Genomic DNA, 24,230 nt, shown 5'->3' with positions numbered 1-24,230 from the left:
CTAAAAATTGCAGTGTTTTTGCTTAAAGATCTTAAATTGTAGACATTTTAAGCAAAATTTTGAAATAATACAACTTAAAAATATATTTTATCAAAAGAAGAAATTATTATGAAAACTTTAACTATTATCGATACTTTTGGATTTTTTTTCAGACTTTACTACGCATTAAAAGGTTTTAAAAATTCACAAGGACAAGCTAGTGGAATGATTAGCGGTTTTGCAAATTTTATTTATAGCTTAAAAAATGAACATAAAAGTGATTATATTGTTTTTGCATTAGACTCCAAAGGAAAAACTTTTCGTAGCGAAATTGATCCAAACTATAAACAAAATCGCACTCCACCACCACCTGAACTTCTAGAACAAATTCCAATTTGCATAGAGATGATAGAAAAAATGGGTTTTATAAGCGTTTCTAGGGAAGGTTATGAAGCCGATGATATCATCGCTTCTTTTGTAAAAACTTGTGAAGATAGGGATATTTTTGTACGCATTATCACTCAAGATAAAGATCTTTATCAGCTCATAAAAGATGGCAAAACGAGCATTTATAGCCCTATTTCTAAAAACGACTATGATGAAGCAGCGTGTTTAGAAAAATACGGAGTAAAACCTCATCAAATCAGAGATTTTTTAGCTCTTTGCGGAGATAGTTCTGATAATATTCCAGGCGTTAAAGGTATAGGTGCAAAAGGGGCTAAAACCTTACTTGATGAATTTGGTAGCATAGAAGGAATTTATGGAAATTTAACTCTAATACGCAATGAAAGAAGTCGTAACTTGCTTTTAGAGGGTAAGGAAAATGCATTTTTAAGCAAAAAACTAGCTTCTTTATATGAAAATTTAGAAGTGCAAGATCTTATAGAAAAAGCAACTTATCCTAATGAAGAACCTCTTTTAAAAATACTTGAAATTTTAGAACATTACGAACTTAATACTTTACTTAAAAAACTGCGTCAAAATCCTGATAATAAAGATAAAAATTTAGGTTTTAAAGCCACTTTAATACAAGATGAAAACAAACTTTTTGAAATTTTAAATACCCTTGATAAAGAAAGTATTATTGCTTTTGATACCGAAACCACAGGACTTGATACAAAAGAAGCAAAAATTGTTGGTTTTAGTTTTTGCATGAGCGAAAACGAAGCCTTTTATGTGCCTTTAACTCATAACTATCTTGGAGTAGGTGAGCAAATTTCATTGCAAAGTGCCAAAAAAGCTATAGAGCTAATCTTTAATCATTTTGTTATAGGACACAATCTCAAATATGATTTTAAAATCATTCAAAACAATTTTGGATTAAATTTACCTCAAAAATACGCAGATACAATGATTTTAGCATGGCTTAAAAATCCTTCTTTAAGAGTAAATATGGATGATTTAGCCTTAAGACTTTTTAATTATGAAACCTTACATTTTGAAAGCCTTGTTAAAAAAGGAGAAAATTTTGCAAGTGTAGAACTTGAAAAAGCTTGCAAATACGCCGCAGAAGATGCTTATATCACGTTAAGATTTTATCTTTATTTTTTAAAAAATCTTGAAACTCCTTTATTAGAACTTGCTAAAAACTGTGAATTTAATTTCATTAAAATCATTATGATGATGGAAGAAAATGGCATAAAGCTTGATACAAATGCACTTGAAGCCCTTATGAAAAAATTTGAAAATGAAATCAAAAATTTAAGTGAAGAAATTTATACTCTTTGTGAGGATAGATTTAACCTAAACTCACCTAAACAAGTAGGTGATATACTTTTTGAAAAACTTAAACTTCCAAGTGGAAAAAAAGGAAAAACAGGATATTCTACCGATGAAAAAGTTTTAAATGCACTTTTAGATAAACATCCTGTAATTGCCAAAATTTTAGATTATAGAGAACTTGCCAAACTTTATTCCACTTATTGCGAACCTTTGTTAAAACTAGCGTTAAAAGATGAAAATTCACGCATTTACTCAAGTTTTTTACAAACTGGAACTGCAACGGGTCGCCTTTCATCTAAAGATCCAAATTTGCAAAATATTCCTGCACACGGACAATACGCAAAAGATTATAAATCTTGCTTTGTAGCTAAAGATGGATTTAGTTTTATCTCTCTTGATTATTCTCAAATCGAACTGAGAATGCTTGCACATTTTAGCGAAGATGAAAAACTTTTAAATGCTTTTGCTAACGATGAAGATATACATGCAAGAACAGCTATAATGATTTTTGGAGAAAGCAATTATGAAACCAGAAGTGTTGCAAAAAGTATAAATTTTGGACTTATTTATGGCATGGGCTATAAAACTTTAAGTCAAAATTTAAAAATAGAAGCTCATTTAGCCAAATCTTATATAGAAAAATATTTTGAAAATTTTACTAGCATTAAAAAATATTTTGAAACAGTTAAAAACGAAGCTAAACAAAATGGTTTTATCACTACTTTAAACAGTCGCAAGCGTTATTTTGATTTTGAAAATGCAAAACCTATGCAAATTGCCATGTATGAAAGAGAAAGTATTAATTCAATCTTACAAGGCTCAGCAGCAGATGTAATTAAACTTGCTATGTTAGAAATCGATAAAGAATTAAATGAAGACAAAAAGCTTATTTTACAAATTCATGATGAATTAATTTTTGAAGTAAAAGATGATTTATGTGAAAATTTTGTAAAAAAAACTAGAGATATTATGGAAAATATAGTAAAATTAAAAGTAAAATTAAAAACAAGCTCAAGTATTGCCAAAAATTGGGGCGATTTAAAATAATCAAGGAGATATTTATATGGATCTTTCAACCATACTGGGAATGGTGCTTGCAGTTACTAGTATTTCAGTAGGAGATATACTAGAAGGTGGTAATCCTTTACATGTTGTACATCTTTCTTCCTTTCTTATAGTTATGCCAACGGCTGCATTTTGTGCAATGACTTCTACACATAAAAAAATCGTAAAAGCAGCTTATAAAGAACTCAAAGTTGTCTTTAAAGGTTCTGGAGTAAATCTACCTGAAAGGATAGCCCAGTTAATAGAATTTGCCATTATTGCAAGAAGAGATGGGCTTTTAGCATTAGAATCAAGAACCAATGAGATTGAAAATGAATTTTTAAAAAATGCTATGATGATGCTTGTAGATGGTAAAAGCTTTGAAGAAATTCACGAAAGCATGGAAATACAAACCGAACAACTTGAAGAGCATTATAAAGAATGTGCAGAATATTGGATAGTATTTGGAGAAACTTGCCCTACCATGGGACTTGTTGGAGCGGTTTTTGGTCTTATTCTAGCTCTTAAATTACTAGACAATCCTCAAGCAATGGCAGCGGGTATTTCAGGTGCTTTTACAGCTACGGTTACTGGGATTTTTGGTGCTTATGCGCTTTTTGCACCTTGGGGAAGAAAAATGAAAGCTAATGGAATGGATCTTGTAAAAGAGCAAATTGTCATCACTGAAGCCATAAAAGGAATTGCAGAAGGTGCGAATCCTAGAGATTTGGAAGCTAAGCTTTTTAATTTCTTAAGTCACGATGATCCAAAAATTTCACAATTTGACAAAGGTTAAAAATGGCCAAGAAACATAAATGTCCAGAATGTCCTGCAGGTGAAAAATGGGCTGTACCTTATGCAGACTTTCTAAGTTTGCTTTTGGCGCTTTTTATTGCTCTTTGGGCAATTTCTAAAACAAATCCTGCTAAAGTAGAGGCTTTAAAAACCGAATTTGTTAAAATCTTTGATTATACCTCTACTCAAACAGTCAAAGAAGAGAGCAAAACCCAAGAAAAATATAAGGGTGCAGCAAAAGAAGAAAGTGATGAACTCAAATCGTTAAAACAAATGACTATGACACAGCAAGAAACCATCAAACGTCTTCAAGCGGCTCTAGATCAAAGCGACAATCAGGTTGCTCTTAACCTTCCATCCAAAGTTGAATTTGAAAGAGGTAGCGCTCAAATCGTTTCAGCTGATATACAAGATTATTTAAAACGTATGGCTGAACTAACAACATATTTGCCACCTCAAGCAAAAATAGAAATTAGAGGCTATACAGACAATAGCGACTCTATTATAAGAAGTTATGAACTCGCCTACCAAAGAGCAGAAAATGTATTAAAATATTTTATAGAAGGTGGAGCAAATTTGAAAAATATTAGCATTAAAAGCTACGGGCTTAATAATCCCATCAATGGAAATCCGCAAGCCTTAGAAAATAATAGAGTAGAAATATATTTTAAAGTCGATACAGCAGATACAAGCACTCAAAAATCTGTTCTTGAACTTATCAATAAAATAGGAACTAAAACACCTTAAAAGTTTTAGTTTCCTTTTTTTACTTGACCAGCTAAACGACTCTTATTATTTGTATTATAAACAAATCCTAGCACCTCAGCTACAGCTTTAAACATTTCCCTAGGAATAAGATCATTAACATCACAAGCTTTATAAAGCTCTCTTGCTAAAGGAGGATTTTCATAAACCACAACATTATTTTCATAGGCTACTTGTTTTATGCGAAGAGCGAGAAAATCCACTCCTTTGGCAACAACCCTAGGGGCTTGTTCTTTACTTGTATCATAACGAATAGCTACGGCATAATGCGTTGGGTTTGTGATTACCACATCCGCACCTGCAACATCTTGAACCATACGACGACGCGCAGCTTCCATTTGAAGTCTACGAATTCTACCTTTAACCTGAGGATCTCCTTCCATTTGTTTATACTCATCTTTTATTTCTTGTTTGCTCATACGCAAACCTTTAAAATACTGAAAACGCACCAAAAAAACATCTAAAACAGCAATAATTAAAAAAGCAACTATAACAATAGCTGCTAAAACAATAGCTCTGTCTCTTAGCCAAGTAAGCTGTGCAACCATAGTATAAAGCTCAACTCTTGGAAGCTCTTGCATAAATTTAAGTAAAACTATAAAAGCTATAGTAAAAACAATACCCACTTTTAAAATAATTTTTATACTTTCAACAATTTTTTTCAATGAAAAAAGGTTTTTTAAACCTTTTAGAGGATTGATTTTTCCTAAATTTGGCATAATAGGTTTAGTTGTAAAAATAAAACCAAATTGCATAATATTTCCCAAAACCCCAGCAATCATAATACTTAAAACAATAGGTGCAAGAATAATTAAAACCTCAAAAATGCTTTTAATCATAATGGCTTGAATAATACGCAAATCAAATTCAACACCAATAAAACTTTGATAGTATCTATATAAATTTACAATTCTCTCGCCCATAAAACTCATCATAAATAAAGTTATAGTTACTCCAATTATCAAAGTTACAATAGCTGCCGCATCTTGAGACTTTGGAACATTACCTTCTTTACGCGCATCTTCTATCTTTTTGGACGTGGGTTCTTCTGTTTTTTCTTGATCTTCGCCTGCCATATTTTAGCCTAAGTAAAAATTTTAATATGTGTGTAAAATTATAGTAGAAAATTTATGAATTTCAATTAAAGAATAAAAATGAAGAAAAAGCCTCATGAAGAGGCTTTATACTAAGAAATTAAAGTTTAGCTTCGTTTTTACCAAGATATTCAGCCACGCCTTTAGGGTTAGCTTTCATACCTTCATCGCCCTTATTCCATCCTGCAGGACAAACTTCACCATGCTCATTTGTAAAAAGCATAGTATCAACCATTCTTAACATTTCATCTATATTTCTACCTAGTGGTAAATCATTAACCACAGCATGGCGAACTGTTCCATCAGCATCAAGCAAGAACGAACCACGAAGGGCAACTGCTTCTGCATAAAGTACATCAAAATTTCTAGCAATCTGCTTAGTTAAGTCAGCAACAAGCGGAAATTTAACCTGACCAATACCACCTTGATTTACTGGAGTATTTTTCCAAGCAAAATGTGAAAATTCATTATCTCCTGAAATTCCAATTACTTCAATACCGCGGTTTTTAAATTCTTGATATCTTTTGTCAAAAGCTATAATTTCTGAAGGACAAACAAAAGTAAAATCTTTTGGATAAAAGAATACTACCGCTCCTTTTGGGCCTATGTTTTTGTAAAGATTAAAATCTTGAACAATTTCATTGTTTCCTAATACCGCTGGAGCAGTAAAATCTAAAGCTTTTTTAGTAACTATCATATTTTCTCCTAAATAATAAATTTTATTGATAACGAAATTATATCGTTTAAATCTTTATTTTTTTTTAAATATCCAAAATAATATTAAAAATTTAAGAAAGTTATAATTATTATCAAATAAGGTAAATTTTTGATTATCAAAATTTACCTTATTTAAGAATTTTATGCTAAAATCATTTAAATCTTAATATTAAAAAGGAGAAAAAATGGCTGTAAAAATTACAGATATATGTATTGCTTGTGGTTCTTGTATTGATGAGTGTCCAGTGAGTGCTATCGTTGATGATGCTAACAATCCAGAAGGTGAAGATAGATATTATGTTTATGCAAACAAATGCGTTGAATGCGTAGGACATAATGATCAACCCGCTTGTGCCAGTGCTTGCCCAACAGATGGATGTATAGTTTGGAGTGCTGTAGAATCAGGACAACCAAGTCGTGATAATATTGGCGCTGATATGAGAAGTGGGGACACTCCAGTTTTTGCATAATTTTAAAAAATTAAAAAGCTAGAGATTCCTAGCTTTTTCTTTTAATTTAACTTTCTTTAAACAAATTCAAGTATAATTTTAAGCTTTATTAAAATGAGGAGTTATTACAAAGATGGAAAAAACTTTATCTATAATTAAACCTGATGCTGTTAAAAAAGGTGTTATAGGAAAAATTTTAGATCGTTTTGAAAGCAATGGATTAAGAATCGCTGCAATGAAAAAAGTTCAACTTAGTAAAAAACAAGCTGAAAATTTTTATGCTGTTCATAAAGAAAGACCTTTTTTTAAAGACTTGGTTGAATTTATGATTAGCGGTCCTGTTGTTGTTTCTGTACTAGAAGGAGAAGGTGCTGTATTAAAAAATAGAGATTTAATGGGAGCGACAAATCCTAAAGAAGCTAAAGCAGGAACAATTAGAGCCGATTTTGCTGAGAGTATTGATGCTAATGCTGTTCATGGAAGTGACAGCTTGGAAAATGCAAAAATAGAAATTGATTTTTTCTTTAAACCAAATGAAATTTGCTAAATGAAAATCCCTTTTTCTAAGATTAATACAAAGGAATATCCTTTTAAACTTAATCTTGAAAATATGATTTTTGAGGGAAATTTAGTAAAAATAAATCCTAAGCTTGTTAAAATAAATGCTATTATGCAAGGTTTTATCTATAGACCTTGTGATAGTTGTGGAACTGAGTTAGAACTTGAAATTAAAGAAAATTTAGAACTTTTTGCAAGTGATGGTATTTTTAAAGATGAAGCAAACAAATTGAGCAATACTATAGAATTTTTCGATGGACATATTGATTTAATAGAAGTTGCTATCAGCGAGCTTGAAGCTTATTTGAGTGATTATTTTTATTGCATAAATTGCAATAATTAATTAAATTTTATAAAGGAGAAAAAATGGCAGTACCAAAGAGAAGAGTGAGCAAAACTCGTGCAGCTAAACGCAGAACTCACTATAAAGTTAGTCTTCCTATGCCTATAAAAGACAAAGATGGAAGCTACAAAATGCCTCACCGTGCGAATCCAACAACTAAGGAATATTAAAATCAATGATTAACATTGCCATTGATGCAATGGGTGGTGATTTTGGAGAAAAACCCATTATAGAAGGCGTTTTAAAGGCGCTAGAAGCAAAACCTTTTAACGCTATCTTAGTGGGAAATTCTAAAATTCTAAAACCTTTAATACCAAAAAAATTAGAGCAATATATACAATACGAAGAATCTAGTGAAATTTTTTCGATGAATGAAAATGCCACAGATGCTTTAAAAAATAAAGAAACAACCATATACAAAGCTATTAATTTATTAAAAGAAAAAAAAGTAGATGCTGTAGTTTCAGCGGGTCATAGTGGAGCAAGTATGTCTTTGGCCACCTTAAGGCTTGGAAGACTTAAAGGTATTTCAAGACCTGCTATTGCCACTTTAATGCCAAATATCGTTAACAAAACTTTACTTTTGGATGTTGGAGCTAATACAGATTGTAAAGCTGAAAATTTATTTCAATTTGCCATAATGGGTGAAGTTTATGCTAAAGAAATTATGCAAATTCAAAAACCACGCCTTGCTTTACTTTCTAATGGCGAAGAAGAATGCAAAGGTAATGAACTTACCAAAGAAAGTCATCAGCTTATGAAAAAAATTCCAAATTTTATAGGCAATGCTGAAGGTAGAGATATTTTCAATGGTGAAATAGATGTTTTAATCTGCGATGGTTTTGATGGAAATGTTATTTTAAAGGCTTGTGAAGGTGTGGCAACAGCTATTTTTCAGCTTCTAAAAAACGAAGTAAAGCAATCTTTTATTTCTAAAATAGGTGCTTTACTTATGAAGCCATCTTTTAAAAAATTAAAAAAACACATAGATTGGCAAGAATATGGCGGAGCACCCCTTCTTGGAGTTAATGGTTGTGTGATTATAAGTCATGGAAAAAGTGATTCTAGGGCTATTAAAAATGCAATTTTTCAAGCTATAAATTTTAGCCAATCTCATATCAATGAACTTATAGAAAATGAACTTGGGAAATACAATGCTTAAAGCCGGTCTTAAAAGTATAGCTTCTTATATTCCAGAAAAAATTTTAAGCAATGCTAATCTTGAAAAGATGGTAGATACCACCGATGAATGGATCACTAGACGCACAGGCATTAAAGAAAGACGTATTGCTGGTGAAAATGAGAATACTAGCGATTTGGGTACAAAAGCTGCATTAAAAGCCATAGAAAGAGCAAATTTAAAACCTGAAGATATTGATGCAATTCTTGTAGCCACTTTAAGTCCTGATTATTTTACTATGCCTTCAACGGCTTGTAAAATTGCTTCAAATTTAGGACTTGTAAATATTAGTGCTTTTGATATTTCAGCAGCTTGTTCTGGTTTTATCTATTTGCTTGAACAAGCTAAAGCCTTAATAGAAAGTGGTTTGAAAAAAAATGTTTTAATCGTAGGAGCTGAAAAAACAAGTTCAATTATGGATTACAATGACAGAAGCATTTGCATACTCTTTGGAGATGGTGCGGGTGCTGGAGTTGTAAGTTTGGACAATGAAAATCATATCCTTGATGTACATACTGCAAGCAATGGTAATTATGGAGATCTTTTAATGACTCAAAGATCGCAAAAATCAAGCCTATGTCAAACACTTTCTATGCAAATGAGGGGCAATGAAGTTTTTAAAATAGCAGTAAACACGCTTAGCAATGATGTTGTAGAAATTTTAGCTAAAAATAACATTTTAGCACAAGAAATTGATCTTTTTATTCCTCATCAAGCTAATCTACGCATCATTAAAGCCGTCCAAGAAAAACTCAATCTAAGTGATGAAAAATGTGTAATCACTGTGCAAAAATATGGCAATACTTCAGCTGCTTCTATACCTATGGCAATGAATGATGCCTATGAAGAAGGTCGACTTAAAAAAGGAAGTCTGATCTTACTGGATGCTTTTGGTGGTGGTTTTACTTGGGGATCTGCGCTTTTAAAATTTGGAGGGGAGAATTTTTAATTCTCTCTTAACTTTCCAAAAGCTTGAATTTCTACCAAATAACCCTCTGCTAAAGCACTTCCCACACAAGCTCTAACAGGTTTAGGGTAATTTTTAATCCAAGCATCATAAATTTCATTCATTGCATCAAAATCTTTCATATTAGCTAGCCAGATTTGAATTTGAATTAAATCTCCTTTGCTTGCGCCTATTTTTTCAAACAAAGCATCAAGTTCTGCAAGCGCTTCTTTGGTTTGTTTTTTAATATCTCCGCTAGGTTCAAAAGCCACTTGTCCTGCGGTCTTAAAATATTTATCAAAAACAATAATTTGCGACATTCTATCGCACTCATCAAAACGCTTTATCATGTATATTTTCCTTGAAATTCTTTCATAAATTCACACAAGGTTTTTGCCTGATCCAAATTAAGTGCATTATAAATACTTGCACGAATTCCTCCTAAAATTCTATGTCCTTTAAGTCCTATCATTCCAGCTTCTTCGGCTTCTTTTACAAAAAGAGGTTCTAAATCTTTATTTTTAGCAATATTAAAACTCACATTCATTAAAGATCTATTCTTTTTATCTGCATGTCCTTTATAAAATCCATTGCTTAAATCAATACATTCATAAAGCATAGTAGCTTTTTGAGAATTTTTCTCATACACTTTATCAAGCCCACCTTGATTTAAAAGCCAATCCATTTCAAGATTAAACATATAAATGGCAAAGGTTGGAGGCGTGTTAAACAAGGACTGATTCTCGGCATGAGTCAAATAATTTAACATACTAGGAATTTGTTTATTTTTAGATCTTTCTAACATATCTTTACGGATAAAAATACAACTTAAACCCGAAATTCCAGCATTTTTTTGCACTCCGCCATAAAAAAGAGCGATATTTGAAAAATCTACTTTTCTAGAAAAAAAATCACTCGATGCATCCACAATCAAAGGAGCTTTAGTTTTAGGATAATTTTGATATTGAGTGCCGTAAATAGTATTATTAGAACAAATATAAGCATAATCAGCATTATCACTAAATTCCACACTAGGAATATGATCGAAATTACTTTCCTCGCTACTTGCTACGGTTTTAACATTGACACCTAAAATTTGTGCTTCTTTAATTGCTTTTTTTGTCCAAACTCCTGTATTTGCATATTCACAAACCCCGTTTAAAGCTAAATTCATAGGAATCATAGCAAATTGCAAACTTGCTCCACCTTGTAAAAATAATACTTCATAATCATCATTTAACCCGTAAAGTTTTTTAGCTTTCTCTTGTGCTCCAAAATGCACTTCTTCAAATACTTTTGTGCGGTGAGAAATTTCCATTATAGAATAACCCCTACCTTGATAATCACAGAGTTCTTTTTGAGCTTGCTCTAAAATTTCTAAAGGTAAAGTTGATGGCCCTGCGCTAAAATTGATTTTTCTCATAATCTATCCTTATAAAATTTTTGCTTCTTTTTGAGAAGTTTGAGAACTTAAAATAACGATATCATCACTCTTAAGATCTTCTAAATTTGCTATTTTACCATTTTTTCTGATACAAATAAACTTTTTGCTTTTATTAAAAAAATTCTCATGTTGCAAATAAGCATTTTGCAATTTATCTAATTTTAATTCATTATAACGCATTTGATTTGCCAGTAGATGATTTAATTGCTTTTCTATATTATAGCTTTGTTTTATTTTTTCATCTATTATTTTTGGTAAAGAATTAAATTTGAAAAATTTACTTAAATTTAAAAGCAAATTTTCATAATTTTGTATTTTATGATTCCAAAGTTGCATTAATTTTTCTTCCATTAAATCTAAACTTTGTTCTATATCTAACTTAGAATAAAACAAAGCATCTATAGCAGCTGAGGGCGTTGGAGCTCTAAAATCTGCAACAAAATCACTAATAACATAATCAATCTCATGTCCTATGGCTGAAATGATAGGAGTTTTTGCTTTAAAAATCTCTCTTGCTAAATTTTCATCATTAAAACAAAAAAGATCTTCCCTGCTTCCTCCACCACGTGCTATAATAAGAACATCTAAATCCATATCATCGGCTTTTTTTAAAGCTTGTATAAGAGAAAAAGGAGCATTATTTCCTTGAGTTAAAGCATCAAAAATATAAATTTTTGCCAAAAAATATTCTTTTTGATGAATAAGTTTTAACATATCTTGCAAAGCAGCAGAAGTTTTTGAAGTGATAATGCCTACTTTTTTAGGAAATTTTGGCAAAGATTTTTTAAAGCGTGGATCAAAAAGTCCTTCTTTTTGCAAACGCTCTTTTAAAGCCAAAAACTGTGCTTCCAAATCCCCAAAACCTGCTTTTTTCATACTAGTAGCGATAAATTGATAACGACCGCTTTCAGGATATAAACTCACACTTCCACAAAGCTCTAAAAAATCCCCCACCGCTGGTTTAAACCCGACTTTTAAATTAGCTCCTTTAAACATAGCACAAGCAATGCTTGATCTTTCATCTTTTAAATCAAAATACCAATGCCCTGAACCATGCAAAGTAATTTTTGAAATTTCTCCACTTAAAACTATATCATCAAAATGTGTTTCTAATAAAGCCTTTGCTTTAAGATTTAATTCTGTTGGTGTCATAGTTTTTTTACTATAAACATTGAACTCACGCCAAAGCTAAAACTTTTATAATCAAGCATTTCAAAACCAGCATTTTTAAGTTCTAAGATGAATTCTTCCTTACTTAAAAATCCTTCAATAGAGTTTGGCAAATACTCATAAGCACTTTTATTTTTACTGATTATCCCACCTATACTTGGTAAAATATTTTTAAGATAAAAATCTCTACAAGCTGCTATAAATCCACCCTTTTCTCTTTTTGTAAATTCCAAAACTACCAAAATACCATCTTTTTGAAGTACTCTAGCAAATTCACTTAAGGCTTTTTGTCTTTCTACAACATTGCGAATGCCATAACTAATGCTTAAAATATCTAAACTTTGACTTTCTAAAGGTAAATTTTGCGCCCCTGCTTCTATAAATTCGACATTTGGAAATTTTTCTTTTGCAACATTTAGCATGCCACTACTTGGATCAATACCTTTAATATTTAAAATATTTTTTTCCATTTTTAAAGCACTCTCTTGCCAAATCTCTATCATATCCCCTGTGCCACAGGCAATATCAGCGATTTTTAAATCTTTTTTTAAATACAAACTCATCACTCTTTGACAAGCTTTTTTGCGCCACGCTACATCAGCTCCAAAGCTTAAAATTCTATTCGCCTTATCATAAGTAGGTGCAATTTGATTAAACATTTCTATAATTTTTTCTTGTTTTTGCATTTTTATCCTTTGTAAATTTTCAAATTTTTACTTGATTTTTTAAGCAATTTGCAAAATTTATTTTTATTATTGATTATTTTGGAAAAAATATTTTTATCCCTATCTTTGCAATATTTTTCATAAAGTTTGTTTAAATTTTTTATCTCTAAAAAACGATAAAAATATTCTAAAAATATTGCCAATTCAAAAAAACTATTTTCAAAAAGCTCTAAATCAAAATTTTTTAGTATATTTTTTCTAAATAAAATAATTTTTTTTCTAAGTTCTAACGCAACAAGTTGTTTAAAAAACCTATCTTTGCAATCGCCTTCATAAAAAGAATTTTCCTTTATGAAAAAATCAAAATCATTAAACAAATCTTGGATTTTTTCATCGCTTAAAAATAGCAATAAATCTTGATTTGAATTTTCACTTGCTAAAATATCTTGAGTTTTTTTCGTTATATCTTTAAACTTTAAAGCCAAAATATTACTCAAATTTTTATCTAAAATAGTATTCATGCTTGATAAAACTATATACAAACTTCTTGAATAAAATAAAAATTCACATAAACTTTGCTTATCTTTTCTCTCTAAAGATAAAGTCCAATAAAATTTTAATTTTTTAAATAAATAAAATAAAAAAATCCTAAATCCATCATAAGCATTAATATAATTTGGAAAATCCAAGCTAAAATTCTGATTTTTTTCTATAATTTTAAAACATTTCTCTATATCAAACTTTTGATATTCAAAACCATATAAAACGATATGTTTAGAATTTAAATCATGATGTAATTCTTTTTGAATTTTAAAATCTTTAGGGATTTTAAATTCATTGGAACTATCCAATGTTGGAAAAAATATTTTTAAAATACAAATTTTAGGCTCTTCATAAATATCAATATAACTTTTTAAAGAACACAATTTAAATTCGAAGCGTTCTTTTTTAATGCTCTTTCCTATAATCTTTTTTCGAGCTTTTTCAAATTTTTTTTTAGAAATTTTCTCTTCTTGATTCTGTTCTAAAATTGAATTATTAAATTTTGTAATTTTATAAAATTCATTGCAAAAACTTTGAAATTTAACACTATGATTTGAAGTTATTTGAGTATAAAAAGTTTCAAATTTAGAATTTCGAAAAGGTATATTATCTTTTTTTAAATTCTCTAAAAGAGTGCAATCAGATAGTAAAAAGTTTTTTTGAATTTCATAAACCATTAAAATAACCCTTAAAATATATGGGCTATTTTAACCTTATTTTGCTTAATGACACTTTTTACAACTATCAACATAAGCACAAACGGACAGATGATTGACGAGATTGCCTATCTTTTTTTCTAAATGCTCTTGATATTCATAAAGCTTAGCATCTTTAAAACTTAAATCCTCTATACCACCACATTTGGCGCAAACTACATGAATATGTTCTTCTTCATAAATATCGTAACAAGTTTTTTGATTTAAAACATTGATTTCAACAACTAAACCTTGTTCTTGTAAAGTATTAAGATTTTTATAAACCGTCGCTAAAGAGATTGAAGGGTATTCTTTTTTAATTTCTGCATATAATTCATCAATATTAGGATGCTCATGTCTTTTTAAAATTTTTAAAACACATAGTCTTTGCGGAGTAGCTTTTAACTCATGTTTTTTAAGCATTTGTAGTAATTCCATTGTATTTATTCCTTGCTTTTTTAAGTGGAAATAATAATAAAATTTTTATTAAAAGAAGTTTATATTAAATAATATTTTTTATTATTTAATGATAAAATTTTAAAACTTTCGTCAACAAACTATTGACATCTTTTTCTAGATTTTTTTCCACCTCACTTGTTTTTCCATGTTCAATAAATTTGTCTTCATATTCAAAGCTAATAACTTTTACATGCAAATCATATTTTTGTAAAAAATTATTAATTAAACTTTCTATACCGCCAATTTTAACATTTTCACTAAAAATAAACCAAATTTTACTTTTTTTAGCAAGCTCACGCAAAAGTTCTTCATCTAAAGGTTTAGCAAAAATTAAATCAATCAAATTAGCATTATTATTCATTTCTTGCAAGGCTCTTAAAACTTGCCACGCTTTTGCCACACCTTGTCCATAACCTAAAAAAGCAATTTCACTACTATTTTTTACAAGCCATTGTGCCTTACCAAGTTTTATCTCACAAGGATTAAATTCTTTATCCAAAATAAAACTCCCTCTAGGATAACGAAAAGCAATAGGTCCTTGATGTAAATAAGCGTACTCCATTATATTTTGCATCATTTGCTCATCTCTTGGGGTTAAAAGAGTGAAATTTGGCAAAGGAGCTAAAAAACTAAGATCAAAAACACCTTGATGTGTCTCCCCATCTTCACCTACTATCCCTGCTCTATCCATAGCAAAAACCACATTTAAATTCATAATTGCACAATCATGGATCACTTGATCATAAGCACGCTGCAAAAAGGTGCTATATATTGCAATAAAAGGTTTAAATCCTTCTTTTGCCATAGCAGCCATAGAAGTTACTGCATGCTGTTCTGCAATAGCCACATCCCAAAAACGATTTGGATATTTTTCTATAAGCTTATCAAGACCTGTTCCACTTGGCATAGCCGCCGTAACCCCAACAATATTTTCATATTTTGAGGCTAAATCAAGCAAATTCTTAGAAAAAATTTCAGTAGCAGATTTTTTAGTATCACTTTTTTTAACACTCTCTCCACTATCTATATCAAAAGCTCCCACCCCGTGCCATTTAGCATGTTTTCCTTCGGCTAAAGCATAGCCTTTACCCTTTATGGTTTGAGCATGTATCACACAAGGCTTTTGCATAGCTTTTGCTTGTTTTAATGCAGAAATAATTTCACCTAGATTATGTCCATCAATAGGCCCTATATATTCAAGCCCTAATTCTTCAAACAAAAGCCCAGGAGTAATAAGTTTGAAACTCTCTTCAAAACGCTTGGCCATATAAGTAGCACTATCAGGCAATATATCCAACATTTTAGCAATACGCTTTTTAAAACTTTGATAAAACTGCGTTGCCATAGCCTGAGAAAGATACTTTGAAATTGCTCCAATTGGTTTTGAAATACTCATTTCATTATCATTTAAAAGTATTACGCAAGGAAATTTAGAATCACCCAATTCATTTAAAGCCTCATAGGCCATACCCGCACTTAAAGCACCATCTCCAATCAAAGCAATAGGAATACGCTTTTCACCTTTTAAAGCAATGGCCTTACAAGCACCTACTGCCAAAGAAATAGAGGTGCTAGAATGCCCTGCTACAAAATAATCTCCCTCGCTAGGTTTTGTATAACCGCTCAAACCATTGATTTGTCTTAAAGTATCAAATATTTCTTCTTTTCCGCTTAAAAGCTTGTGTGTATAAGACTGATGTGACACATCAAAAATAAAAGGATCTTTTTTTGCATCAAAAACCAAATGCATTGCTATACTAAGTTCTACAGCACCCAAATTTGAACTTAAATGTCCACCATTTTTACTCACAACTTGTATGATTTTTTCACGTATAGATGCTGCTAAATTTTCTAATTCTTTTAAACTTAGCTTTTCTAACTCTTCTTGAGTATGGGCAAATTTTTTACTCATTATTCACCATTTTTTTAATTTTAGTTAGACGAGAGTTAAGATTGGACTCTATATTGCCTGCGTCACTTATAATAATAACACTTCCTTTACTAATTGCATCATCAAGACTTATTTTAATATGAGCATTCTGATCAAATTGCTCTTTTAAATACTCATAATCCTCTGCATTAACCTTAAGCTCAATTGAACTAGCACCCTTAAGCTCGCCGATTAAATCTTTGGCCAAAGCATAAGCTATCTTACTTGAATTTAGTTCAAGTTCTTTTAAGATTACTTCTTTAGCGATATCTATAGCAGTATCTGCTAATTCTTTCTCGTTTTTTTCTATAAAATTTTCAAGATTTTCACAAGCATTATCGAGCTTAGCTATACTTTTTAAATACTTATCTTTAAAATCACTCAATTCCTTTTGAAATTCTTCTTTTGCTTTCTCATAACCTTCTTTGGCAAATTTTTCTTTAGCATTTTCAAGTTCTGAATTTAAGCGGTTATTAAATTCATTCTCTTGACTTTCTATTTGCATTTGAAGTTTAATAATATTGCTTGACATTTCATCTGTTTTTTTAAGCAAATCTTCAACAAAACTTGGTTGAAATGTTGGAATTTGAGTTTCCATAACAGCTTGCGTAGGGGCAATAGCATGATTTTCTTCGACTGGTTTTTCGTCATTTAAAGATATATTAGCATTTTCTTCATCTGGAGTTTGAGTATGTTTTTTTTCACCTGTATGATTATCAAATTCTGAAATAACTTTAAAACGATATCCTTCAACAACATGCTGATCAGAAGCCCCACCAGAAATTACATTGCTACGATTAACCATCTCTCACCTACTCTATCATTTCATCCGCATCGCCTGTTTGAACAAGACCTTGTTCTGCAAGTTTTTGCACCACTTCAACAACCTTTCTTTGTGCATCTTCAACATCTTTAACACGCACAGCACCCAAAAAACCCATTTCTTCAAGAAAAGCTTCGCTTGCACGCGTAGACATATTGGCTAAGAATTTTTGCTTTAACTCTTCACTTGCGCCTTTTAAACCTATCATTAAATCACGCTTATCAGCTACTTTTAAAATTTCTCTTATAGCTTGAGTACTAAGTTTTTGTATATCATCGAAAGTGAACATAAGCTCTTTAATAGTCTCTGCTAAGCGTTCATCACTTTGTTCAATATAAGTAATGGTTGATTTGCTTGCTTTTTGACCCAAACGATTAAGCACTTCTGCTACTGCTCTTGGGCCGCCCACTTCAACCTTATAAGAGGTAAGACTTTCAAGCTTGCTTTCTAGCACTGCAGAAACTCTTTTAATAATACTTGGAGAAATATCGCCAAGATTTGCCATTCTTATAACCACCTCAGCCCTTAATTCATCACTAAAATACTCTAAAGTTTCTGCCGCATGAATAGAATCCATATGTGCCAAAATAAGAGCAATGGTTTGTGGGTGCTCTTTAGTAATAAAGTCTGCAAGCTGCTGTGGTTTAATTTGCGCCAAATAAGCAAAATTTTGATTATTCTCCATACTTTTAGTGAGTTTTTCAAGAATTTTATTTGCAATCTCTGGCCCAAAAGTACGAAAAAGTATTTCTTTAGCATATTCCAAACCACCACTTTTAATATATTGATTTGATTGAAGCAGAGTGTAAAATTCTTCTAAAACTGCAGTAGCTACGGATCTATCAACATTTTTAGCCATAGCAATATAACGTGAAATTTCTGTAATTACATCAATTTCCATATGTGAAAACACAGAAGTTGTTGCATCTTCGCCAAGTTGTATAAGAAATATCGCCACCTTTTCAGGCATCGATAAATCATCATAGACCATTTTTTGTTCTTCACTTAGCTTTATCATCACATATCCTTTTCACCAAATTCACTATCGTTTTGAATTAAATTTTGCAAAAGTGCAGCAATTTCCTCGCTTTTATCACTTACCAAACCACGCAATTTTTCAAGCAAAACCTCATACTGGATAGAATCTTCATTGAAATTATCTCCGAAACCAAGTTGTTCTTCAACTTTTTTCCTTGCTGCATTCATTTTTTCCAAAGTATCTTCAACATCATCTAAAACAGCATTTGGACCTTGCTGCATTTCTTCTTGTGCTGCGACATCTTCAAGCATTTTTTGAGTAAATGGAGTAATAACTTTTTTGTAAAAAATAAAAAGTAAAATCGCTGCAATAAAATACTTAACCGGTGGAATAAACGGCTCAATAAAACGATTATAAAAAGTTTTAACTTTACTTTCAACTCTAATCGACTCACGATGAAATGGTAAATTTTGAACTACAACACTATCACCTCTAGCGGCACTAAAATTAATAGTATTTTTAACTATACTCTCAACACTTGCAAGCTCTTCTTTGGTTAATGGAACATATTCGCTTTTTACATTTCCATTTTCATCAACCACATCTTGATATTTTCCATCTATAGTAACAGCTGCTGAAGTGCGTAAAACTGTTGCAAATTGTTTTTTGGTATTTGTAATAGTTTTAGAAAGTTCATTATTCGTAGTAACTTGATTTTTTTTATAAGTGTCAATTTGACCCTTATTGTCAAGTCCTTCAACAGGACCTATATTAGAAACAGCACCTGGAACACCCTGAATTTCTGGATCTTTTCTACCTGTTCTTTCCTCGTTTAAAGTTTGTTCACTACGCACTATAGGATTTGGATCATAAATTTCACTTTGAGATTCTTGCTTGGAAAAATCAAAATCTATATTTACACTCACTTTTACTTTATCCATACCACCTGCAAAAGGAGCTAAATTTTCTATAATCTTATCTTCTAAAGCTTTTTCTTGATCACTTTTAAATTTAATTTGCGCACGAACCAAATCATCTTCATATGCTTCTTGCTCATCTAAAGGCACACCACTTTGATCACTAATCTTAACATTTTCTTTAGTAAGTTTTGGAACTGCCGCTGAAACAATATTTTTTATACCATCAATTTGTTTTCTAGTAAGCTTTAAGCCTTCGCGAACATTAACAACAACTGAAGCTGTAGGCGGAATTTGCCTTTCGGTAAAAACACTATCTTTAGGAAATGCTATGTGTACAACAGCACTACGAATAGGTTCTAAAGTCTCAATAGTTCTTGCAAGTTCGCCTTCTATGGCTCTTTGGTATTTTACCTTTTGCTCTTCATTTGTAGCTCCAAAAGCTTGAGTATCAAAAGCTTCAAAACCCACGCGACTATCTTTTATAAGACCTTCGCTTGCAATAAACATTCTTTGACGATAAACCTGATCTTGTGGAACTAAAATTTTATTTTCACTTTCTAATTTATAGGGAATATTATTTTGTTCAAGTTTAGCTACAATTGCAGCAGAAGAACTTGGACTTACATTTTCAACTAAAACTGCATATCCATTATTTGCATTACTACCACTTCCGCGAAATAAAGCTAAAAAAACCAAAAACCCAACCACCACTACAATAGATGCAGCAATCACTATACGCTGCTTGCGAGTTAAATTTTGATAAAGTTGCCCAATTTGATGAAACATATTTTTAAAATCCATTAATTCTCATCCCTTAGTTTGGCGAATTTTACATATTTTTATTTGATTTATATCTATCTTAAAATCTTATCAAATTCTGTAAAAAATCTTTCATTTTCATAAGATGTTCCTATAGTAATGCGTATAGCATTTAAACCATAGCTTTTTAAATTTCTTATTATTATACCCTTTTTAAGCAATTTTTCAGACAAATCTGTACTATTTTTTTCATCAAAAAAATAAGTGATGAAATTTGTATAACTATCAATGATTTTGATATTATGTTTTTTAGCAAATTCTTTATAAAGCTCCATTTGAGAAAAATTATTCTCTAAAGTTTTTTCAGTAAATTCATCATCATCCATTGCTGCAACTGCTGCTTTTAAAGCAAGATTGCTCACATTAAAAGGCGCACGAAGCTTGTAAAATGCACTAATAATACTAGCATCAGCTATGCCATAACCAATGCGTAAGCCTCCTAATCCATAAAGCTTAGAAAAAGTTCCCAAATAAAGTACATTGTCAAATTCTTTAATCAATTCACAAGGTTCTAAATGTTTTTTGCTATCTTTAAAACTTGCAAATTCATTATAAGCTGCATCAATCACAACTAAACAATCCTCCTCCACACCTTTAATAAACTTGGTCACTTCACTTGCATCCAAACACTCGCCTAAAGGATTGTTTGGCAAGCATAAGAAAATAAGTTTAATCTCATCTTTATGTATTTCATAAAGTTTTTTAAATTCATCTAAATTGTGAGTAATGCTTTGAGTTTTATAGCACTTTGCACCGCATTGTTTGGCATAAATTTCATACATAGCAAAGGTAACTCCAGCTTGCAAAAAAGCATTTTTAAAATTTAACTTAGAATGTATAGCAAATTCAATCACTTGATCACTGCCTGCACCGATAATAATATTTTCATTTTGAACTTTGTATTTTTGAGCCAATATGCTTTTAAGTTCTATCATACTATCATCAGGGTAAAGATGAGCTTTGTTTGCATTTTGTCTTAAACATTCTATGGCTTTTGGTGGCGTACCAAAAGGATTTTCATTACTTGCTAATTTTATCACTTCTTTAACGCCATATTCTTTGGCAATAACTTCTATATCTTTTCCGGGTTCATAATTGCTTAAATGACTTAAAAATTCATTAAATTTCATCTTTTTCTCCTGATAAATAAGATCCAAGCCAAACAATCTCTTGTATATCTTTTAAAGCTTTTTTTACATTTTCATCATCAATATGTCCTTCAAAATCTATATAAAAACTGTGTAAAAATTCTTTTGATTTTACAGGACGAGATTCAAGCTTGGTAAGATTGATATTTTCTTTTTTAAACTGCTCTAATAAAAAGCTAAGCCCCCCAGGTTTATGTGCTGTGTGTGCTAAAATAGAAGTTTTACAATTTGGCATTTTAGGATTTTTAATATCGCTTAAAATTAAAAATCTTGTTTTATTGGCTGCATTATCTTCTATTTTATCAAAAAGCACAGGCACATTATAAAGCTTAGCCGCTATTTTAGAGCAAATTGCTGCTGCATATTTATCTTGCGAAGCTAGATAAGCCGCATTAGCTGTAGATTTTGAAGGAACAAATTCTATAGCACTAAGTTCATGACTTTCTAAAAATTTACGACATTGATTATAACCTTGTGGATGCGAATAAATACGTTTGATTTCTTTTAAATTTTCATTAATTCCCGCAAAAGAATGATGGATATCCATATAAATTTCACCAAAAATTTTAAGCTCATTATACTTACCTAGACAATCCAAAGTAATACCTACTGCACCTTCGGTATTATTTTCTATAGGCACAACACCGTATTTTGCTTCTTTGTTGCTTAACTCTTTAAAAACATCTTCGATATTAGCCAAGGCTATATAACAACTCATCGCACCAAAACGACTTCTTGCTGCTTGATGAGTATAAGTTCCCTCTGGCCCTAAATAAGCTATAGTTTGAGGCGTTTCTAAATTTCTTGAAACCGCAAAAATTTCTTGATAAATCGCCTCTATGGCATTTTGATCTAAAAGTCCTAAATTTGCATTTTTTAAACGATTGATAATGGCTCTTTCGCGCTCAGGACGATAAATACTTCCCCCGCTACTTTGTTTAAGCTCACCTATACTTTTAACATAAGTCATTCTTTCATTTAAAAGTTCTAAAATTTTATCATCAACCGCATCGATTTTATTTCTAAATTCTTCTAAATTTGGCATTTTAGCTCCTTTAAAAACTCAAAAACACTAGGATAAACTCCATCAAGCAAATCCGTATCAAGCCCTTTTGTGTCGCTTATCTTGCCGCTTAAAACTAGCAAGGTTTTCATGCCAAGTTCTTTGGCCTTAAGCAAGTCTCCTCTAAAATCATCACTAATGATTTTAATATCTTCAAAATCGATTTTTGAATTTTGTCTTCTTATCAAATTTAAAGCTTCTTTATAAAAAGCAATGCTAGGCTTACCCACAACCTCGTATTTAAAATCAATAGCATTTTTAAGCATAGCCATAATGCTACCTACACCAGGATAAGGCCTGCCATCTTTTTTATAAATGCTAGTTTCGTGCATAGCTATAAACCTAACTTCTCTTCTAGCAAATTCTATCATACTAGCAAAATCTTTAAATTTAAAATCATCATAACTAGCTACAAGCACAGCACTAGGATTTACAAAATCAAGTTCAAAACCAAGATTTTCAAGACTTTTTACAAACTCATCTGCACCAAAAGCCGCAACTTTACAAGGTCTTAAAAGGTGTTTTAAAACGCTAAAAGGATCAATATAAGCATTTTCTTTTACAGCCAATCCTTTTTGTTGTAATTTTTCTAAAAAATCAAGTTTTTTTGTATTGTTAGTAATGACAAGATAAGGAAGATTTTTTGCATTTAAAAAATCGATCAATTCTTTAGCGCCATGGATTAAACTCTTATCATGATCAGAAATCAAAGTCCCTTGAACATCTAAAAAAAACATTTTAAGCCTTTAAAAATTTCTCTTCTAAAGCAATTTGATCTTCAAAATTTTCTCTTTGACGGATCAATCTTACCTGTCCTTCTTCGAGGGCTAATTCGCAAACTTTATTACGAGTATTGTAATTACTACTCATGCTAAAACCATAAGCTCCAGTATTTTTAATAACCATTATATCACCACTTTGAGTGCTGGGTAAAGACCTTGCTTTAGCAAAAAAGTCTCCACTCTCACAAATTCCACCCACAACATCACATAAACTCTCTTGAGCTTGATTATAAGGTAAGATTATTTCATGATAAGCCTCATATAAACTTGGGCGTATAAGATCATTCATCGCTCCATCTACTACAACAAAACGCTTGGTTTTATTTTGTTTTTCATAAAGCACTGAACAAACAAATTCTCCACTTTTAGCAACTAAATACCTTCCAGGCTCCATTCCTATAGTTAAATCAAGCCCATGAAGTTGTGCTAATATACCTTGTGCATAATTATAAAGATCAACTTCACACTCATCTTTTTCATAAGCCACACCCAAACCACCGCCTATATCAAAAAATTTAAGATCGATTTGCAAGGCTTTTAACTCTCTTACAAGTTTTGCAACAATGCCTGCTGCTTCATGAATGGGAAAAATATCTAAAAGTTGCGAACCTATATGAAAATGTACTCCAACAGGCTCTAAAAAAGATGAATTTTTTGTATAAAGATACATTTTTCTTGCTATATCAATTTCAACACCAAATTTATTTTCATTTAATCCTGTAGAAATATAAGGATGTGTTTTTGCATCAACATTTGGATTAACACGAATACTAATTCTTGCCTTTAGATTAAGTTCTTTAGCCACACTTTCTAAAAGCATCATTTCAGCTTCGCTTTCAAGGTTAATATATAAAATATCATATTCTAAAGCTTGTCTTAACTCTTCTTTGGTTTTTCCTACTCCACTAAAAATAATCTTATAAGCTTTTGCCCCTGCTTTTAAGGCACGCTTTACCTCGCCTATACTCACACAATCAAATCCACTATCTAAATTTGCAAGCATTTGTAACAAACTTAAATTTGAATTGGCTTTTACAGCATAAAAAATTTGAGATTTTCTAGCCTTAAAAGCCTCTTTGAGATTTAAAAAACGCTCTTTTATGAAATCAAAATTGTAAATATAAAAAGGAGTATTAAATTCTTGCTTTAATTGTTTATAATCCATATTTAACCTTTAATTTTTATAATTTTACTACAC

25 protein-coding genes are annotated in these 24,230 nt (G+C 30.9%); 9 read left to right on the top strand and 16 right to left on the bottom strand.

Annotated features, from left to right (window positions below; all coding sequences use genetic code 11):
* Nucleotides 1-108: 108 nt before the first annotated feature.
* The 3 genes from polA to motB are packed head-to-tail and all read left to right on the top strand — an operon-like array spanning nt 109 to nt 4,287.
* Complete coding sequence (gene polA / locus AJN60_RS02885) at nt 109-2,748, top strand: DNA polymerase I (RefSeq protein ID WP_070243299.1); 2,640 nt, start codon at nt 109-111, stop codon at nt 2,746-2,748.
* A 16-nt stretch (nt 2,749-2,764) separates the two neighbouring features.
* The gene (gene motA, locus AJN60_RS02880; RefSeq protein ID WP_002854170.1) at nt 2,765-3,541 is read left to right on the top strand and encodes a flagellar motor stator protein MotA; all 777 of its coding nucleotides are present in this window, start codon (nt 2,765-2,767) and stop codon (nt 3,539-3,541) included.
* A gap of 2 nt (nt 3,542-3,543) precedes the next feature.
* Nucleotides 3,544-4,287 carry a flagellar motor protein MotB gene (gene motB, locus AJN60_RS02875; protein ID WP_002861111.1) on the top strand — a complete coding sequence of 248 codons (744 nt, stop codon included), beginning with the start codon at nt 3,544-3,546 and terminating at the stop codon, nt 4,285-4,287.
* A 5-nt stretch (nt 4,288-4,292) separates the two neighbouring features.
* Here motB and flhB read toward each other — a convergent pair whose 3' ends face one another.
* Nucleotides 4,293-5,381 (bottom strand): flagellar biosynthesis protein FlhB, encoded by a 1,089-nt coding sequence (gene flhB, locus AJN60_RS02870; RefSeq protein ID WP_002857279.1) that lies wholly within the window; start codon nt 5,379-5,381, stop codon nt 4,293-4,295.
* Nucleotides 5,382-5,499: 118 nt separating this feature from the next.
* Nucleotides 5,500-6,096 (bottom strand): peroxiredoxin, encoded by a 597-nt coding sequence (locus AJN60_RS02865; RefSeq protein ID WP_002854219.1) that lies wholly within the window; start codon nt 6,094-6,096, stop codon nt 5,500-5,502.
* Nucleotides 6,097-6,301: 205 nt separating this feature from the next.
* On the opposite strand from AJN60_RS02865, the gene AJN60_RS02860 reads away from it, so the two are divergent.
* From AJN60_RS02860 to AJN60_RS02835, 6 genes are all read left to right on the top strand, one after another.
* Entirely contained in the window at nt 6,302-6,586 is a 285-nt protein-coding gene (locus tag AJN60_RS02860) for a DUF362 domain-containing protein (RefSeq protein WP_002854354.1), read from the top strand.
* A gap of 112 nt (nt 6,587-6,698) precedes the next feature.
* A complete protein-coding gene (ndk, locus tag AJN60_RS02855; protein WP_070285846.1) occupies nt 6,699-7,112 on the top strand; it encodes a nucleoside-diphosphate kinase in 414 nt (137 codons plus the stop codon).
* Nucleotides 7,113-7,466: a hypothetical protein gene (locus AJN60_RS02850; protein WP_070282973.1), complete on the top strand. Its 354-nt coding sequence runs from the start codon at nt 7,113-7,115 to the stop codon at nt 7,464-7,466.
* 23 nt (nt 7,467-7,489) lie between these two features.
* Nucleotides 7,490-7,636 carry a 50S ribosomal protein L32 gene (rpmF, locus tag AJN60_RS02845; protein WP_002858674.1) on the top strand — a complete coding sequence of 49 codons (147 nt, stop codon included), beginning with the start codon at nt 7,490-7,492 and terminating at the stop codon, nt 7,634-7,636.
* Between the two features lie 5 nt (nt 7,637-7,641).
* Nucleotides 7,642-8,628 carry a phosphate acyltransferase PlsX gene (plsX, locus tag AJN60_RS02840; protein WP_044778468.1) on the top strand — a complete coding sequence of 329 codons (987 nt, stop codon included), beginning with the start codon at nt 7,642-7,644 and terminating at the stop codon, nt 8,626-8,628.
* Nucleotides 8,621-9,595 carry a beta-ketoacyl-ACP synthase III gene (locus AJN60_RS02835; protein ID WP_070285845.1) on the top strand — a complete coding sequence of 325 codons (975 nt, stop codon included), beginning with the start codon at nt 8,621-8,623 and terminating at the stop codon, nt 9,593-9,595. Before plsX ends, AJN60_RS02835 begins: the two co-directional genes overlap by 8 nt.
* Here AJN60_RS02835 and AJN60_RS02830 read toward each other — a convergent pair.
* From AJN60_RS02830 to lysA, 14 genes are all read right to left on the bottom strand, one after another.
* The gene (locus tag AJN60_RS02830) at nt 9,592-9,942 is read right to left on the bottom strand and encodes a RidA family protein (RefSeq protein ID WP_002861107.1); all 351 of its coding nucleotides are present in this window, start codon (nt 9,940-9,942) and stop codon (nt 9,592-9,594) included. The genes AJN60_RS02835 and AJN60_RS02830 overlap by 4 nt on opposite strands.
* Nucleotides 9,939-11,015, bottom strand: a complete 1,077-nt coding sequence (gene serC, locus AJN60_RS02825) for a phosphoserine transaminase (protein ID WP_070285844.1) — start codon at nt 11,013-11,015, stop codon at nt 9,939-9,941. The genes AJN60_RS02830 and serC overlap by 4 nt, the downstream gene beginning before the upstream one ends.
* A 9-nt stretch (nt 11,016-11,024) precedes the next feature.
* Nucleotides 11,025-12,188, bottom strand: coding sequence for an exodeoxyribonuclease VII large subunit (gene xseA, locus AJN60_RS02820; RefSeq protein ID WP_002870746.1), 1,164 nt, complete (start codon nt 12,186-12,188; stop codon nt 11,025-11,027).
* Nucleotides 12,185-12,892: a bifunctional demethylmenaquinone methyltransferase/2-methoxy-6-polyprenyl-1,4-benzoquinol methylase UbiE gene (gene ubiE, locus AJN60_RS02815; protein WP_002880499.1), complete on the bottom strand. Its 708-nt coding sequence runs from the start codon at nt 12,890-12,892 to the stop codon at nt 12,185-12,187. Before ubiE ends, xseA begins: the two co-directional genes overlap by 4 nt.
* Before the next feature lie 2 nt (nt 12,893-12,894).
* A complete protein-coding gene (locus tag AJN60_RS02810; RefSeq protein ID WP_002880500.1) occupies nt 12,895-14,091 on the bottom strand; it encodes a hypothetical protein in 1,197 nt (398 codons plus the stop codon).
* 45 nt (nt 14,092-14,136) lie between these two features.
* The gene (perR, locus tag AJN60_RS02805) at nt 14,137-14,547 is read right to left on the bottom strand and encodes a peroxide-responsive transcriptional repressor PerR (protein WP_002861102.1); all 411 of its coding nucleotides are present in this window, start codon (nt 14,545-14,547) and stop codon (nt 14,137-14,139) included.
* Between the two features lie 85 nt (nt 14,548-14,632).
* Nucleotides 14,633-16,480 carry a 1-deoxy-D-xylulose-5-phosphate synthase gene (gene dxs / locus AJN60_RS02800; protein WP_070285843.1) on the bottom strand — a complete coding sequence of 616 codons (1,848 nt, stop codon included), beginning with the start codon at nt 16,478-16,480 and terminating at the stop codon, nt 14,633-14,635.
* Nucleotides 16,473-17,303 carry a flagellar assembly protein FliH gene (fliH, locus tag AJN60_RS02795; RefSeq protein ID WP_070285842.1) on the bottom strand — a complete coding sequence of 277 codons (831 nt, stop codon included), beginning with the start codon at nt 17,301-17,303 and terminating at the stop codon, nt 16,473-16,475. The genes dxs and fliH overlap by 8 nt, the downstream gene beginning before the upstream one ends.
* Before the next feature lie 7 nt (nt 17,304-17,310).
* Nucleotides 17,311-18,339, bottom strand: a complete 1,029-nt coding sequence (fliG, locus tag AJN60_RS02790; RefSeq protein ID WP_002854670.1) for a flagellar motor switch protein FliG — start codon at nt 18,337-18,339, stop codon at nt 17,311-17,313.
* A complete protein-coding gene (gene fliF, locus AJN60_RS02785; protein ID WP_002870740.1) occupies nt 18,339-20,021 on the bottom strand; it encodes a flagellar basal-body MS-ring/collar protein FliF in 1,683 nt (560 codons plus the stop codon). Before fliF ends, fliG begins: the two co-directional genes overlap by 1 nt.
* A gap of 53 nt (nt 20,022-20,074) precedes the next feature.
* On the bottom strand, nt 20,075-21,169 hold the full coding sequence (gene hisC, locus AJN60_RS02780) for a histidinol-phosphate transaminase (RefSeq protein WP_070285841.1): 1,095 nt from the start codon (nt 21,167-21,169) through the stop codon (nt 20,075-20,077).
* Nucleotides 21,159-22,232 (bottom strand): prephenate dehydratase, encoded by a 1,074-nt coding sequence (pheA, locus tag AJN60_RS02775; protein WP_052858502.1) that lies wholly within the window; start codon nt 22,230-22,232, stop codon nt 21,159-21,161. Before pheA ends, hisC begins: the two co-directional genes overlap by 11 nt.
* Entirely contained in the window at nt 22,220-22,987 is a 768-nt protein-coding gene (locus AJN60_RS02770) for an HAD-IIA family hydrolase (RefSeq protein WP_070285840.1), read from the bottom strand. Before AJN60_RS02770 ends, pheA begins: the two co-directional genes overlap by 13 nt.
* 1 nt (nt 22,988) lies before the next feature.
* Nucleotides 22,989-24,197 (bottom strand): diaminopimelate decarboxylase, encoded by a 1,209-nt coding sequence (lysA, locus tag AJN60_RS02765; RefSeq protein ID WP_070285839.1) that lies wholly within the window; start codon nt 24,195-24,197, stop codon nt 22,989-22,991.
* Between the last annotated feature and the right edge of the window lie 33 nt (nt 24,198-24,230).

This window comes from Campylobacter sp. BCW_4323, from assembly GCF_001763115.1.
GTDB classification, from domain to species: domain Bacteria; phylum Campylobacterota; class Campylobacteria; order Campylobacterales; family Campylobacteraceae; genus Campylobacter_D; species Campylobacter_D jejuni.
Note: the sequence above shows the minus strand (reverse complement) of the source record. Positions and strands in the feature narration are given on the sequence as shown.